At 59.8% G+C, this 15,721-nt stretch carries 13 protein-coding genes; 1 reads left to right on the top strand and 12 read right to left on the bottom strand.

The genetic code is table 11. The features are described 5' to 3' along the window. Positions 1–67: 67 nt before the first annotated feature. A complete protein-coding gene (locus AC07OG_RS20160; RefSeq protein ID WP_060541047.1) occupies positions 68–964 on the top strand; it encodes a LysR substrate-binding domain-containing protein in 897 nt (298 codons plus the stop codon). A 154-nt stretch (positions 965–1,118) separates the two neighbouring features. Here AC07OG_RS20160 and ispD read toward each other — a convergent pair whose 3' ends face one another. From ispD to fabZ, 12 genes are all read right to left on the bottom strand, one after another. After that, complete coding sequence (gene ispD, locus AC07OG_RS20155) at positions 1,119–1,826, bottom strand: 2-C-methyl-D-erythritol 4-phosphate cytidylyltransferase (protein WP_495067894.1); 708 nt, start codon at positions 1,824–1,826, stop codon at positions 1,119–1,121. After that, entirely contained in the window at positions 1,823–2,101 is a 279-nt protein-coding gene (ftsB, locus tag AC07OG_RS20150; RefSeq protein WP_008019784.1) for a cell division protein FtsB, read from the bottom strand. Before ftsB ends, ispD begins: the two co-directional genes overlap by 4 nt. A 171-nt stretch (positions 2,102–2,272) precedes the next feature. Next, positions 2,273–3,562: a phosphopyruvate hydratase gene (gene eno / locus AC07OG_RS20145; protein WP_060541045.1), complete on the bottom strand. Its 1,290-nt coding sequence runs from the start codon at positions 3,560–3,562 to the stop codon at positions 2,273–2,275. Positions 3,563–3,718: 156 nt separating this feature from the next. Beyond that, on the bottom strand, positions 3,719–4,564 hold the full coding sequence (gene kdsA / locus AC07OG_RS20140; protein WP_495067893.1) for a 3-deoxy-8-phosphooctulonate synthase: 846 nt from the start codon (positions 4,562–4,564) through the stop codon (positions 3,719–3,721). A 6-nt stretch (positions 4,565–4,570) separates the two neighbouring features. Beyond that, positions 4,571–6,202 carry a CTP synthase gene (pyrG, locus tag AC07OG_RS20135; RefSeq protein ID WP_060541043.1) on the bottom strand — a complete coding sequence of 544 codons (1,632 nt, stop codon included), beginning with the start codon at positions 6,200–6,202 and terminating at the stop codon, positions 4,571–4,573. 274 nt (positions 6,203–6,476) lie between these two features. Further along, positions 6,477–7,805 carry a tRNA lysidine(34) synthetase TilS gene (tilS, locus tag AC07OG_RS20130; protein ID WP_495067892.1) on the bottom strand — a complete coding sequence of 443 codons (1,329 nt, stop codon included), beginning with the start codon at positions 7,803–7,805 and terminating at the stop codon, positions 6,477–6,479. A 133-nt stretch (positions 7,806–7,938) separates the two neighbouring features. Next, positions 7,939–8,886: an acetyl-CoA carboxylase carboxyltransferase subunit alpha gene (locus AC07OG_RS20125; protein WP_060541041.1), complete on the bottom strand. Its 948-nt coding sequence runs from the start codon at positions 8,884–8,886 to the stop codon at positions 7,939–7,941. Positions 8,887–9,039: 153 nt separating this feature from the next. Beyond that, a complete protein-coding gene (gene dnaE / locus AC07OG_RS20120; RefSeq protein ID WP_060541040.1) occupies positions 9,040–12,561 on the bottom strand; it encodes a DNA polymerase III subunit alpha in 3,522 nt (1,173 codons plus the stop codon). Positions 12,562–12,638: 77 nt separating this feature from the next. Further along, positions 12,639–13,265: a ribonuclease HII gene (gene rnhB, locus AC07OG_RS20115; RefSeq protein WP_060541039.1), complete on the bottom strand. Its 627-nt coding sequence runs from the start codon at positions 13,263–13,265 to the stop codon at positions 12,639–12,641. Positions 13,266–13,276: 11 nt separating this feature from the next. After that, a complete protein-coding gene (gene lpxB, locus AC07OG_RS20110; RefSeq protein WP_495067891.1) occupies positions 13,277–14,407 on the bottom strand; it encodes a lipid-A-disaccharide synthase in 1,131 nt (376 codons plus the stop codon). Between the two features lie 2 nt (positions 14,408–14,409). After that, a complete protein-coding gene (lpxA, locus tag AC07OG_RS20105) occupies positions 14,410–15,186 on the bottom strand; it encodes an acyl-ACP--UDP-N-acetylglucosamine O-acyltransferase (protein ID WP_060541037.1) in 777 nt (258 codons plus the stop codon). Then, positions 15,183–15,623, bottom strand: coding sequence for a 3-hydroxyacyl-ACP dehydratase FabZ (gene fabZ, locus AC07OG_RS20100; RefSeq protein WP_007907157.1), 441 nt, complete (start codon positions 15,621–15,623; stop codon positions 15,183–15,185). The genes lpxA and fabZ overlap by 4 nt, the downstream gene beginning before the upstream one ends. Positions 15,624–15,721 lie beyond the last annotated feature (98 nt).

Here is a 15,721-nt window from a genome sequence, read left to right as displayed (position 1 = left end):
TACAGCACCTAACGATGAATAATCAGGACAAAAGCAAAACATTATTGCCATTCAGGGATAATCATTCATGTCCGAAAACCGCTGGGAAGGCATAGACGAATTCGTCGCCGTCGCCGAATGCAGCCAATTCACCGCTGCCGCCGAGCGCCTCGGGGTTTCTTCCTCGCATGTCAGTCGACAAATCGTACGCCTTGAAGAGCGCCTGCAAACCCGTTTGCTGTACCGCAGCACCCGCAGAGTTACCCTGACCGAGGCCGGGCAAACTTTTCTGCAACATTGCCAGCGACTGCAGGATGGTCGCGAAGAAGCGCTGCGAGCAGTCGGCGACCTGACCAGCGAGCCCAAGGGCATGCTGCGCATGACCTGCGCCGTGGCGTACGGCGAGCGATTCATCGTACCGCTGGTGACGCGTTTCATGGGGCTGTATCCGCAGTTGCGCGTCGATATCGAACTGACCAATCGTCAACTCGATCTGGTGCACGAAGGCCTGGACCTGGCGATCCGTCTGGGTCGCTTGCAGGACTCACGGCTGGTGGCCACCCGCCTCGCGCCGCGACGCATGTATCTGTGTGCCTCGCCGTCCTACCTGGAACGCTATGGGCGCCCGCACAGCTTGTCGGAACTGAGCCGTCACAACTGCCTCATTGGCAGCTCAGACCTGTGGCAACTGGAACAGAACGGGCGGGAGTTTTCCCAGCGGGTACAGGGCAACTGGCGCTGTAACAGTGGGCAAGCGGTGCTGGATGCGGCACTGCAGGGTGTCGGTTTGTGTCAGTTGCCGGATTATTACGTGCTGGAGCATCTGAACAGCGGCGCATTGATTTCGCTGCTGGAGGCGCATCAGCCGCCGAATACGGCGGTGTGGGCGTTGTATCCGCAGCAGCGGCATTTGTCGCCGAAGGTGCGCAAGCTGGTGGATTATCTGAAGGAAGGGTTGGCCGAGCGGCCTGAATACCGAAACTAGGAAATTATCGGTGTGTCAGTGAAATGTCGACTGTCTGGACCATCGCTTTCGCGAGCAAGCCCGATCCCACATTTGATCACCTTTGCTTGAATGAACGCGGCCCCATGTGGGAGGGGGCTTGCTCGCGAAAGCAATCTGGCAGACACCACGGCAGTCAGCGACGGCTGGCCCAGCGCTGACGCAACCACTCCAGATCTTCAGGCCGGGTGACCTTGAGATTATCCGCTCGCCCCTCGATCAGGCGCGGCGATAAACCGGACCACTCCATGGCCGACGCTTCATCGGTGACGACGGCATCCGCCACCAGGCTGTCCGCCAATGCGCGATGCAATGCCCCCAGGCGAAACATCTGTGGCGTGTAGGCCTGCCAGATTTCACTGCGGTCCACGGTTTCGACGACGCGACCGTGCTTGTCGACGCGCTTCAGGGTATCCCGCGCGGGCACGGCCAACAGCCCGCCAACCCGGTCATCAACCAGCTCAGCCAACAACTTGTCCAGATCGTCACGGCACAGGTTCGGCCGTGCAGCATCGTGAACCAGCACCCAATCCTCATCATCGGCGCCCTGCGCATGCAAGTGCAGCAATGCGTTGAGCACCGAGCCGGAACGCTCGGCACCGCCCTCGACCCGGGCAATGCGCACATCGCTGGCACAGGCCAGGTTCGGCCAATAAGGATCATCGACAGCAAGACTGACCACCAACCCTTTCAGGCAAGGATGATCAAGGAAACAGCCGAGGCTGTGTTCGAGAATAGTGCGCCCACCCAGTTGCAAGTACTGCTTGGGACGGTCCGCGGCCATACGGGCACCGACGCCCGCGGCAGGAATAACGGCCCAGAAGGCCGGCAAGGTCGGGTTCATTGGGCTAGCTGGTAAAGGGTTTCACCGTCCTTGACCATGCCCAACTCATGCCGAGCCCGTTCTTCAACGGTCTCCATGCCCTTTTTCAACTCACTGACTTCAGCGTCCATGACCCGGTTGCGCTCCAGCAGTGTCTGGTTCTCAGCTTGCTGATCGGCAATCTGCTGAGTCAGGTCGGCCACTTGCGCCAGACTGCCATTACCCACCCACAGGCGGTACTGCAGGCCAGCCAGCAGCAGAAGCAAGACGAGGAACAACCAATTGGGACTGCGCATCGAATATCAGGTATCCAGTGAAAAAAGACAGCCTAGCCAAAACGTGAAGCTACTGACAGCACGAAGCCTGGAAGGACCAGGCTTGTGCTGATAAGGCGTCAGGATAGTGGCAAAAACGTCCTTGTAGCGACTTTTCTGACACAAATCCGCTGACTTTTTACCATCTTGCAGTTAACCGCGGAACTCGCCACGACCGTTGTACTTGGCTTTGCCATTCAACTGCTCTTCGATACGCAGCAGTTGGTTGTACTTGGAAACGCGGTCGGAACGGCACAGTGAGCCGGTCTTGATCTGGCCAGCCGAGGTGCCCACGGCCAGGTCGGCAATGGTCGAATCTTCGGTTTCGCCGGAGCGGTGCGAGATCACTGCGGTGTAACCAGCGGCCTTGGCCATCTGGATGGCTTCCAGGGTTTCGGTCAGGGTGCCGATCTGGTTGAACTTGATCAGGATCGAGTTGGCGATCTTCTTGTCGATGCCTTCTTTCAGGATCTTGGTGTTGGTCACGAACAGGTCGTCGCCTACCAGTTGGGTTTTCTCGCCGATCTTGTCGGTGAGAATTTTCCAGCCAGCCCAGTCGGACTCGTCCAGGCCGTCTTCGATGGAGATGATCGGGTAACGCTCGGTCAGACCTTTGAGGTAATCAGCGAAACCTTCAGCGGTGAACACTTGGCCTTCGCCAGCCAGGTTGTACTGGCCGTCTTCGTAGAATTCGCTGGCCGCGCAGTCCAGTGCCAGGGTCACGTCGGTACCCAGCTTGTAGCCAGCGTTGGCCACGGCTTCGGAGATCACTTTCAAAGCGTCTTCGTTGGAAGCCAGGTTCGGCGCGAAACCACCTTCGTCACCTACGGCGGTGCTCAGGCCGCGGGCCTTCAGGACAGCCTTGAGGTGATGGAAAATCTCGGTGCCCATGCGCAGACCTTCCGAGAAAGACTTGGCGCCAACCGGCTGAACCATGAATTCCTGGATGTCGACGTTGTTATCGGCGTGCTCGCCACCGTTGATGATGTTCATCATCGGAACCGGCATCGAGTAGACGCCTGGGGTGCCGTTCAGGTTGGCGATGTGTGCGTACAGCGGCAGGTCCTGGTCCTGTGCTGCTGCCTTGGCCGCGGCCAGGGAAACGGCGAGGATCGCGTTGGCGCCCAGGGAGCCTTTGTTTTCAGTACCGTCGAGCTTGATCATCGCCAGGTCCAGCGCTTTCTGGTCGCTTGGATCAGTGCCCTTGAGCAGGTCGCGAATCGGGCCGTTGATGTTGGCTACGGCTTTGAGAACGCCCTTGCCCAGGTAACGGCTCTTGTCGCCATCACGCAGCTCGAGCGCTTCACGCGAGCCAGTGGAAGCACCGGACGGCGCGCAGGCGCTGCCGATGATGCCGTTGTCGAGAAGCACATCCGCTTCCACGGTGGGATTGCCACGGGAGTCGAGAACTTCACGACCTTTGATGTCGACGATTTTAGCCATTGTTGTAAACACTCCAAAGTTGACGAAAACGACGCAGCTGTAGGAAATCTTCAATCGTCGGCAAGTGGGATGCAGCGGGCAGACTTGCGGACGACAAGGCTCAGGCCCGAGGGCCTGAGCAATAAATCGTGCGGTACTTTACCGGAGAAATGAGGATTACGCGGTTTCTACCGTCGGAAAACTCTTCACCAGTTCGTCCAGGGCTTTGAGCTGGGCCAGGAATGGCTCCAGTTTGTCCAGACGCAAGGCACAAGGGCCGTCACATTTGGCGTTGTCCGGATCCGGATGCGCCTCAAGGAACAGGCCGGCCAGGGACTGGCTCATGCCGGCTTTCGCCAGGTCGAGGACCTGGGCACGACGACCGCCGGCGGAATCGGCGCGACCGCCAGGCATTTGCAGCGCATGGGTCACGTCGAAGAACACCGGGTACTCGAACTGCTTCATGATGCCGAAACCGAGCATGTCGACGACCAGGTTGTTGTAGCCGAAGCTCGAACCACGCTCACAGAGGATCAACTGATCGTTACCCGCTTCCACGCACTTGTTCAGGATGTGTTTCATTTCCTGGGGTGCGAGGAACTGGGCTTTCTTGATGTTGATCACTGCGCCAGTCCTGGCCATCGCGACAACGAGGTCGGTCTGGCGCGACAGGAAGGCCGGCAGCTGAATGATGTCGCAGACCTCGGCGACGACCGTGGCCTGCTCAGGCTCGTGGACGTCGGTGATGATCGGCACGCCGAAGGCTTGCTTGATGTCCTGGAAAATCCGCATGCCCTCTTCCAGGCCGGGGCCACGGTAAGAGGTCACGGAGGAACGGTTGGCCTTGTCGAAGCTGGCCTTGAACACGTAAGGGATACCCAGTTTCTGGGTAACCTTGACGTATTCTTCGCAGACCTGCATCGCCATGTCGCGGCTTTCCAGCACGTTCATGCCACCGAACAGCACCATTGGCTTGTCGTTGGCAATCTCGATATCGCCGACGCGGATGATCTTCTGGGCCATCAGGTTTTACGCCTTCTTCTGGTGCTGAGCCAAGGCAGCTTTGACGAAACCGCTGAACAACGGGTGACCGTCGCGAGGCGTCGAAGTGAACTCCGGGTGGAACTGGCAAGCGACGAACCATGGGTGATCCGGTGCTTCAACCACTTCAACCAGCGCGCCATCACCGGAGCGACCGGAGATTTTCAGGCCGGCTTCCATGATTTGCGGCAACAGGTTGTTGTTCACTTCGTAGCGATGACGGTGACGCTCGACGATCACGTCCTTGCCGTAGCAACCGTGAACCAGGGAACCCGGCTCCAGCAGGCAGTCCTGGGCGCCGAGGCGCATGGTGCCGCCCAGATCGGACGCTTCGGTACGGGTTTCGACAGCACCGGTGGCATCTTCCCACTCGGTGATCAGGCCCACGACCGGGTGGCCGCTGGCACGGTCGAACTCGGTGGAGTTGGCGTCTTTCCAGCCCAGCACGTTACGAGCGAACTCGATCACGGCCACTTGCATGCCCAGGCAGATGCCCAGGTACGGAACCTTGTTTTCGCGAGCGTATTGAACGGCAGTGATCTTGCCTTCCACGCCACGCAGACCGAAGCCACCCGGAACCAGGATCGCATCGACACCTTCGAGCAGCGCAGTGCCCTGGTTTTCGATGTCTTCGGAATCGATGTAGCGCAGGTTGACCTTGGTACGGTTGCTGATGCCGGCGTGACTCATCGCTTCGATCAGCGACTTGTAGGCGTCCAGCAGCTCCATGTACTTGCCGACCATGGCGATGGTGACTTCGTGCTCAGGATTGAGCTTGGCGTCGACCACGGCTTCCCACTCGGACAGATCGGCACCGCCGCATTGCAGGCCGAAGCGCTCGACGACGAAGTCGTCCAGGCCCTGGGAGTGCAGGATGCCCGGGATCTTGTAGATGGTGTCGGCGTCTTCCAGCGCGATGACCGCACGTTCTTCAACGTTGGTGAACTGCGCGATCTTGCGACGCGAAGACACATCGATCGGGTGGTCGGAGCGGCATACCAGCACGTCAGGCTGCAGGCCGATGGAACGCAGTTCCTTGACCGAGTGCTGGGTTGGCTTGGTCTTGGTTTCGCCGGCAGTGGCGATGTACGGTACCAGCGTCAGGTGCATCAGCATCGCGCGCTTGGCGCCGACTTCGAAACGCAACTGACGGATGGCTTCGAGGAACGGTTGCGACTCGATGTCACCCACGGTGCCACCGATCTCGACCATTGCCACGTCGGCATCGCCTGCACCCTTGATGATGCGGCGCTTGATTTCGTCGGTGATGTGCGGGATCACCTGGATGGTTGCACCCAGGTAGTCACCACGGCGCTCCTTGCGCAGGACGTGTTCGTAGACACGGCCAGTGGTGAAGTTGTTGTTCTGGGTCATGGTCGTGCGGATGAACCGCTCGTAGTGGCCCAGGTCCAGGTCGGTCTCGGCGCCGTCGTGGGTGACGAACACTTCACCGTGCTGGAACGGGCTCATGGTGCCCGGGTCGACGTTGATGTACGGGTCCAGCTTCAGCATGGTGACCTTAAGTCCCCGCGCCTCCAGGATGGCCGCCAATGATGCCGATGCAATGCCTTTCCCCAATGAAGAAACAACACCGCCCGTGACGAATATGTAGCGCGTCATGAAAAACCCTAGAAGTCTGCGTTAAAGCGGTCCGAGCCGCCGGGGAAAGCGAAGGAAGGCCGAAGCCCCCGATCACCTGCATTAATCACAGTGCACCTTTCAAAAAAACCGCCGCGTTGGGACAGACCGGCAGATGAAACACCGGTACGTTGCTCGCTACACATTTTTTGGAATCGCCCAGCAAAGACTGCTTGGTAATCGGCAACTCCTGCAATTCAGGCGAATCCACAGAAGTTGTATCAAGAAGGGAGCGTAGTCTACCGGAAAGCCCCTTTCAGCTCAAACCTTGATCTTCGTTCAGTGGCTGCCAATGCAAATGCCAGTCGCCGAGTGCATCGCCATCGAGCCCCTTGAGGTTCGCTACCGCCAGCAATTGCCCGTCTTTGTAGAGCAGCGGCAATCTGCCGCGTACGAAGGACGGTACAGCACGTTCATTGAGCAAACGTTTCAAGTCCCGATGGCCGCGACCTGGCAAAGCCATGACCTCTCCCCCTTCACGATAGCGGATCTGCAGCGGGCCATCGGGGATTTGGCCGGTAAGCGAAAGCCTGCCGTTGCCCGGCATAGACAGCGGTGAAGCCGGATCCTGCCACACCCCGGCGCCGGGCAGAGGCCGCAGCCAGTGGCCGGACAGCCACCAGATCCGTCCGCCCGCCCGATGCAGCTCGCCATCGGCCAGCCGCCACACCGGGCAGGCATCGCCGGTGGCATCGCGCAAATCTGCCCAACCCGACCAATGGTCAGTGTCTGGCAGTCGGGTCAGCGGTTCGAGCCAATGACTCAAGGCATTGCGCTGCCGGGCATCGGACAATTGCGCAAGCGGCGCCAGTTCAAGGGAGCGCAAGCCCAGCCAGGCGAACTCACTGTCAGTACTGGCCATGCGCAAATCCATGTCTGCCAGCTCTTCGAGCAACCCCTGCGCCTCAGTCAAATGCGCCGCGCTACGGGCCATGGTCGCCACCGCTTGCGGCCAGCGCTGGACCAGTACGGGCAAGACTTGATGCCGAAGGTAATTGCGCGAGTACTGTCGATCCTGGTTCGAGGGGTCCTCGATCCAGCTCAAGCCATGCGCACAGGCATAAGCCTCCAGTTCAGCCCGCGTGACATCAAGCATTGGCCGCAGCAAATAACCCCTGCCCAACGGGCGCTGACGCGGCATTGCAGACAATCCGCGCACGCCGGCTCCGCGCAACAAGCGAAACAGCAGCGTTTCCGCCTGATCGTCGCGGTGCTGGGCGGTCAGCAGCACTTCGTTGGCTTGAGTGGCCTCCATGAACGCCGCGTAGCGCGCATCCCGGGCCGCTCGCTCAAGACTGGAGCCGGGTTGCACCTGTACGCGAACCACCTGCAGCGGGACTGCAAGCGCATTACAAACGGACTGGCAATGCTCCGGCCACGCATCAGCCACAGCCTGAAGGCCGTGATGGACATGGATGGCGCTCAGCGCCGGCAGGGATTCGGTTTTTGCGAGGAGTGCAAGAAGGTGCAGCAGGACGGTGGAGTCGAGGCCGCCGGAGAAGGCGATGTGCCAGGTCGCAGCATTGCGCCACGGTTTCAGACTCAGCAAAAGCCTGGAAGGCAAATCAATTGCGGGCCGATCCATATCTTTCCCTTTGCACAAATCAAATGTGGGAGCGGGCTTGCTCGCGAAAGCAGTACAACAGACAACGAATGTGTTGAATGTTATACCGCTTTCGCGAGCAAGCCCGCTCCCACATGGGGTATTGCGTGGTCGATTACAGACCGTAGCTCATCAGACGATCGTAACGGCGCTTGAGCAGCGCATCGTTGTCGAACTTTTTCAGCATCGCCAGTTGCGAGCTCAGCTCGGCGCGGATCGAAGCAGCAGCAGCGGCCGGATCGCGGTGCGCGCCGCCCAGTGGCTCGCTGATCACTTTATCCACGATGCCAAGGCCTTTGAGGCGTTCGGCGGTGATGCCCATGGCTTCTGCGGCGTCCGGCGCTTTCTCGGCGGTTTTCCACAGGATCGAAGCGCAACCTTCCGGCGAGATCACCGCGTAGGTCGAGTACTGCAGCATGTTCAACTGATCGCAGACACCAATCGCCAGCGCACCACCGGAACCACCTTCACCGATCACGGTGGCGATGATTGGCGTTTTCAGGCGCGCCATCACGCGCAGGTTCCAGGCAATCGCTTCGCTCTGGTTGCGCTCTTCGGCGTCGATGCCAGGGTAGGCGCCCGGGGTGTCGATGAAGGTCAGGATCGGCATTTTGAAGCGCTCGGCCATCTCCATCAGGCGGCAAGCCTTGCGGTAGCCTTCCGGACGCGGCATGCCGAAGTTGCGGCGAACCTTCTCGCGCACTTCACGGCCTTTCTGGTGGCCGATGATCATTACTGGCTTGTCATCCAGACGGGCAATGCCGCCAACGATGGCTGCGTCGTCGGAGAAGTGACGGTCACCGTGCAGTTCATCGAACTCGGTGAAGATGTGTTCGATGTAGTCCAGGGTATAAGGACGTTTCGGGTGACGCGCCAGACGTGCGATTTGCCAGCTGGTCAGCTTGCCGAAGATGTCTTCGGTCAGCGTTTTGCTTTTGTCCTGCAGGCGGGAGATCTCATCGCCGATATTCAGCGAATTGTCATTACCGACCAAGCGCAACTCTTCGATCTTGGCTTGCAGGTCGGCGATCGGCTGTTCGAAATCCAGGAAATTCGGGTTCATAGGCGTCCGTCTTGGGTCGACATCCAAGAGAGCTTGGGCCGGCCGGTTGTCTATTCGCGCCCTACCATAAGGGACAGGCGCGTTCAGGTCGAGATTAAAAAATCGGGTCGAGATCGAGGGGCGTTCTCAATAGTAAAGAATGCCACCTCACCGTCAACGGTATTGGAGGAAGACGTTGTCTCGCCCGAACTGGTCACGCAAGGCTTGAATCAACGCATCCGCCGGATCGATTCGCCAGCCTTCGCCGAACTGCAACAAGGCCTTGGCGTCAGGGCTGGTGTAGTCCATGGTGACCGGGCACGCGCCGCGGTGACGCTTGAGCAGTTCACCCAGCCAGCGTAGCTGATCGCCCTTGAGGTCTTTGGCATGCAACTTCAGGCGCAGGCTTTCGGCGAGGTTGGTGCGCGCATCTTCCATGCTCATCACCCGCTTGACCCGCAGCTTCAGGCCACCGGAGAAGTCGTCATTGCTGACCTCGCCTTCGACCACCACCATGGCATCGGTCTGCAACAGCGACTGCGCGGAATGGAACGCTTCGGCAAACAACGAAGCCTCGATTCGCCCGGAACGGTCGTCAAGGGTGATGAAGCCCATCTTGTCGCCCTTTTTGTTCTTCATCACCCGCAGGGCGATGATCATCCCGGCGACGGTCTGGGTATCGCGGGCCGGCTTCAGGTCGATGATGCGCTGACGGGCGAAGCGGCGGATTTCACCTTCGTATTCATCAATCGGGTGACCGGTCAGGTACAGGCCCAGGGTGTCTTTTTCCCCTTTCAGGCGTTCCTTGAGGGTCAACTCCTTGGCCTTGCGGTGGTTGGCGTAGACGTCGGCGTCTTCCTCGACGAATAACCCGCCAAACAGGTCGGCGTGCCCACTGTCCTGGGTGCGGGCAGTCTGCTCGGCCGCCTTGATGGCTTCTTCCATGGCCGTCAGCAATACCGCGCGGTTGCGGTCGATATTGGCCTGATAGGCCTTCTGTTCATCATGGAAATACGGGCCAAGGCGATCCAGGGCACCGCTGCGGATCAAGCCGTCAAGGGTCCGCTTGTTGATGCGCTTGAGGTCGACACGGGCGCAGAAATCGAACAGATCCTTGAACGGACCGGCCAACCGCGCTTCGGTGATCGCTTCGACCGGCCCCTCGCCCACGCCCTTGATCGCGCCCAGGCCATAGATGATCCGGCCTTCGTCGTTCACCGTGAATTTGAACTCGGAGGTGTTCACGTCCGGCGCGTCGAGACGCAGCTTCATCGTGCGCACTTCCTCGATCAAGGTCACGACCTTGTCGGTGTTGTGCATATCCGCCGAGAGCACCGCCGCCATGAACGGCGCCGGGTAATGCGCTTTCAGCCACGCGGTCTGGTACGACACCAGGCCATACGCCGCCGAGTGGGATTTGTTGAAGCCGTAACCGGCGAATTTTTCCACCAGGTCGAAGATGTTACCGGCCAGGTCCGCGTCGATGTTGTTGGTGGCGCAACCTTCAATGAAACCACCGCGTTGCTTGGCCATCTCCTCGGGCTTTTTCTTACCCATGGCTCGACGCAGCATGTCTGCGCCGCCGAGGGTGTAACCGGCCATGACCTGGGCAATCTGCATCACCTGTTCCTGATACAGGATGATGCCGTAGGTCGGTGCCAGCACTGGCTTCAAGCCTTCGTACTGGTAATCCGAGTGCGGGTACGCCAGTTCGGCGCGACCGTGCTTACGGTTGATGAAGTCGTCCACCATGCCCGATTGCAGCGGGCCCGGACGGAACAGTGCCACCAGTGCGATCAAGTCTTCCAGGCAGTCGGGCTTGAGCTTTTTGATCAGCTCTTTCATGCCCCGGGATTCAAGCTGGAACACCGCCGTGGTTTCGGCTTTTTGCAGCAGCGAGTAGGTCGGCTTGTCGTCCAGCGGGATAAAGGCGATATCCAGCGGCGGTTCGTTGACCTTGGCGCGGTCGCGGTTGATGGTTTTCAGCGCCCAGTCGATGATCGTCAGGGTCCGCAGGCCGAGGAAGTCGAACTTCACCAGCCCGGCAGCTTCAACGTCGTCCTTGTCGAACTGGGTTACCAGGCCATCACCGGCTTCGTCGCAATAGATCGGCGAAAAGTCGGTCAGCTTGGTCGGTGCGATAACCACACCACCGGCGTGCTTGCCGACGTTACGCACCACGCCTTCAAGCTTGCGGGCCATCTCCCAGATTTCCGCCGCTTCTTCATCGACCTTGATGAAGTCGCGCAGGATTTCTTCCTGCTCGTAGGCCTTTTCCAGGGTCATGCCGACTTCGAACGGAATCATCTTGGACAGGCGATCCGCCAGGCCATAGGACTTGCCCTGCACCCGCGCCACGTCACGCACCACAGCCTTGGCGGCCATGGAACCGAAGGTGATGATCTGGCTCACTGCGTTGCGGCCGTATTTCTCGGCCACGTAGTCGATCACCCGGTCGCGACCATCCATGCAGAAGTCGACGTCGAAGTCGGGCATCGATACCCGTTCCGGGTTGAGAAAACGTTCGAACAGCAGGTCATATTCCAGCGGATCAAGGTCGGTGATCTTCTGCACATAAGCCACCAGCGAGCCGGCACCCGACCCCCGGCCAGGACCTACCGGCACGCCGTTGCTCTTGGCCCACTGGATAAAGTCCATCACGATCAGGAAGTAACCGGGGAAACCCATCTGGATGATGATATCCAGCTCGAAATTCAGCCGGTCGACGTAGACCTGACGCTTGGCTTCGTAGTCTTCGGTGGTGTCCTTGGGCAGCAGAACGGCAAGGCGCTCCTCCAGACCATCGAAGGACACCTTGCGGAAATACTCGTCGATGGTCATGCCATCGGGAATCGGGAAGTTGGGCAGGAAGTGCGTGCCCAGCTTCACTTCAATGTTGCAGCGCTTGGCGATCTCGACGGTGTTTTCCAGCGCCTCGGGAATGTCGCTGAACAGCTCGGCCATTTCCTCGGCGCTTTTGAGGTACTGCTGGTCGCTGTAGTTCTTCGAACGCCGCGGATCGTCGAGGGCGCGGCCCTCACCGATGCAAACGCGGGTTTCGTGGGCGGCGAAGTCTTCCTGCTTGATGAAGCGCACGTCGTTGGTTGCCACCAGCGGCGCACCAATCTTCTCGGCCAGCGCCACGGCACCGTGCAGTTGTTCTTCATCGTTGGGGCGGTTGGTGCGCTGGATTTCCAGGTAGAAACGATCCGGGAAGACCGCCATCCACTCACGGGCCAGGGTTTCGGCTTCCGCGGGGTTGCCGCTGAGCATGGCCTGGCCGATCTCGCCCTCTTTCGCCGCCGAGAGCATGATCAAGCCGTCGCTTGCCTCGGCGACCCACTCGCGCTCGATGATGATCGAGCCGTTGCGCTGACCATCGATGAAACCGCGAGAAATCAGCTCGGTGAGGTTGCGATAACCTTCGGCATTCATCACCAGCAGGCTGATGCGGCTCAGCGGGTTATCCGGGTCCTTGTTCGACAGCCACAGGTCAGCGCCGCAGATCGGCTTGATCCCGGCACCCATGGCGTTTTTATAGAATTTGACCAGGGAACACATGTTGTTCTGGTCGGTGACCGCCACGGCAGGCATGTTCATGCCCACCAGGGTCTTGACCAGCGGCTTGATCCGCACCAGACCGTCGACCAGGGAGTATTCAGTGTGCAGGCGTAGATGAACGAATGAAGCCGGCATAGTGATCCTGCGTTGAGTCATGAAAACAACAAGGCCCGGATTGTACCGGGCCTTGGCAAAAAAAATCAGCCTTGTGGCTAACTCTCGATCAGGCTTTCCCGCGCTTCGTATGCCAGACGCACTGGAGCGAACGAGCGTCGGTGAATAGGCGTCGGCCCCAGGCGCGCGAGCGCTTCCAGATGAACGGGCGTCGGGTAGCCTTTATGGCCGCCGATCCCGTAACCCGGGTAGATCAATTCGAAAGCAGCCATTTCACGGTCACGGCTGACCTTGGCCAGGATCGATGCCGCGGCGATCGCCGGCACCTTGCCATCGCCCTGCACCACCGCCTCGGCACGCATCGGCAGTTTCGGGCAACGGTTGCCGTCGATCATCGCCAGTTTCGGCTGGATGTGCAGACCTGCCACCGCGCGCTGCATGGCCAGCATGGTGGCGTGAAGGATGTTCAGCTCGTCGATTTCTTCGACTTCAGCGCGAGCGATGCACCAGCTCAGAGCCTTTTCGCAGATTTCGTCGTAGAGTTTTTCGCGCCGCGCCTCGGTGAGCTTCTTCGAGTCATTCAGACCGAGGATCGGACGGTTCGGATCAAGGATCACCGCCGCCGTAACCACCGCACCACAGAGCGGGCCGCGACCGACCTCATCGACTCCGGCAACCAGTTCTTCGACTTCGGCGACCAAGGTGAAATCCAGGCCCATTTGCATGCTTGTTTTACTCATTGTGCTTGGCCGATCAACTTCAGTACTGCGTCCGCAGCCTGATTGGAGGCATCCAGACGCAGGGTCCGGTGAATTTCATCGAAGCCACGAGTCTGCTCTTCACCACCTTCGATCAGTGGCGATAACGTCTGGGCCAGGGTCTCGACCGTCGCATCGTCCTGCAACAATTCGGGTACCAGCAACCGTTGGGCCAGCAGGTTCGGCAGTGAGACGTACGGGCTTTTCACCATGCGCCTGAGAATCCAGAACGTCAGAGGCGCCATTCGGTAGGCGACCACCATTGGCCGCTTGTACAGCAGCGCTTCAAGCGTCGCCGTTCCCGAGGCAATCAGCACGGCGTCGCAGGCCGCCAGCGCCAGATGGGACTGACCGTCGAGCAGCGTCAGCGGCAAATCGCGACCGGCCAACAGCTCTTCAAGCTGCGCCCGACGCTGCGGGCTGGCGCAAGGCACGACGAAGCGCACGCCCGGACGCAGGGCCCGCAGGCGTTGCGCCGTATCGAAAAACAATGCGCCAAGCCGGCCGACTTCACCGCCGCGGCTGCCAGGCATCAGCGCTACCAGCGGCCCGTCAGGCAATCCGAGCTGAGCCCGGGCGGCCGCGCGATCGGCCTCAAGCGGTATGGCATCGGCCAGGGTGTGCCCGACAAATCGCACCGGCACGCCCTTTTCTTCATAGAATTTCGCTTCGAACGGGAACAGCGTCAGCATCAGGTCGCAACCCTCGCGAATCTTCAGCACCCGCTTCTGCCGCCAGGCCCAGACCGACGGGCTGACGTAATGCACGGTCTTGATCCCGGCCTGACGCAGCTTGAGTTCGATATTGAGGTTGAAGTCCGGGGCATCGATACCGATGAACACATCCGGCTTCGCGGTGATCAGGTCGGCAACCAGCTTCTTGCGTCGCGCCAGCAACTCGCGCAACCGGCCCAGCACTTCCACCAGGCCCATGACCGACAGGCGTTCCATGGGGAAGTACGAAGTCAGGCCTTCGGCCTGCATCAACGGCCCGCCGACACCAATAAACTCGACCGCCGGGTGTTGAGCCTTGAGCGCGCGCATGAGACCGGCGCCCAAAATGTCACCGGAAGCCTCGCCCGCCACCAGCGCAATACGCAGATTGGCCATGATTAGCGGGTGATGCCGCGAGTCGAAGACTGGATGGAGTCGCGAAATACCGCCACTTCCGGGAATTGCGCCGAGGGTTCGGCCAGCTCGGCGAGCGCCTGCTCTACCGTCAGGCCCTGGCGGTAAACCACCTTGTAGGCGCGACGCAGGGCGTGAATGGCGTCCTCGCTGAAACCACGACGGCGCATGCCTTCGAAGTTCATGCTGCGGGCTTCGGCCGGGTTACCGAACACTGTGACGTAGGCAGGAACATCCTTGCCGATGGCGGTGCCCATGCCGGAAAAGCTGTGAGCGCCGATGTGGCAGTACTGATGGACCAGGGTAAAGCCGGACAGGATCGCCCAGTCATGCACGTGCACGTGGCCAGCCAGTGCAGTGTTGTTCACCAGGATGCAATGATTGCCGATGACACTGTCGTGACCGATGTGCGCGTAGGCCATGATCAGATTGTGATCGCCCAGGGTCGTTTCCGCACGGTCCTGGATGGTGCCACGGTGAATCGTCACGCCCTCACGGATGGTGTTGTGGTCGCCAATTACCAGGCGGGTCTCTTCGCCTTTGTATTTGAGGTCCGGCGTGTCTTCACCCACCGAGGAAAACTGGTAGATGCGGTTGTGCTTACCAATCCGGGTCGGCCCTTTGAGGATCACGTGTGGCCCGATCACTGTCCCCTCGCCGATTTCCACACCTGCGCCGATGATCGACCATGGGCCGACCTCGACACCCTCGGCCAGTACGGCCGTCGGATCGATGATTGCGCGAGGGTCAATCAAACTCATAGCTTGCGTTCCGCACAGATGATTTCAGCGGAGCAGACCGGCTTGCCATCGACCGAAGCCTGGCATTCGAACTTCCAGATCTGACGCTTGCAGCTCAGGAACTTGGCTTCAAGGATCAACTGATCGCCCGGCAACACCGGCTGACGGAAGCGCAGCTTGTCGGAGCCGACGAAGTAGTAAAGGGTGCCGTCGGCCGGCTTCACATCGAGCATTTTGAAACCAAGGATCCCGGCAGCCTGAGCCATCGCTTCGATGATCAGTACGCCCGGCATGATTGGATGCGCAGGGAAATGACCATTGAAGAACGGTTCGTTGATGCTGACATTCTTGTAGGCGCGAATGCGCTTGCCTTCCACATCGAGGTCCACTACCCGGTCCACCAGCAGGAACGGGTAACGGTGAGGCAGGTATTCGCGAATCTCGTTGATGTCCATCATTTCGGGGGGAAGCCTATGTAAAGATTGGGAGCGCGCGAGGGGCACGCACTCCTCTAGCAAATCAAGGATGCAGTCTAGTAGCTGTGCATACTTGATAT

This window comes from Pseudomonas sp. GW821-FHT09H03 (assembly GCF_059415945.1).
This window is presented reverse-complemented; position numbering and strand designations above follow the sequence as displayed.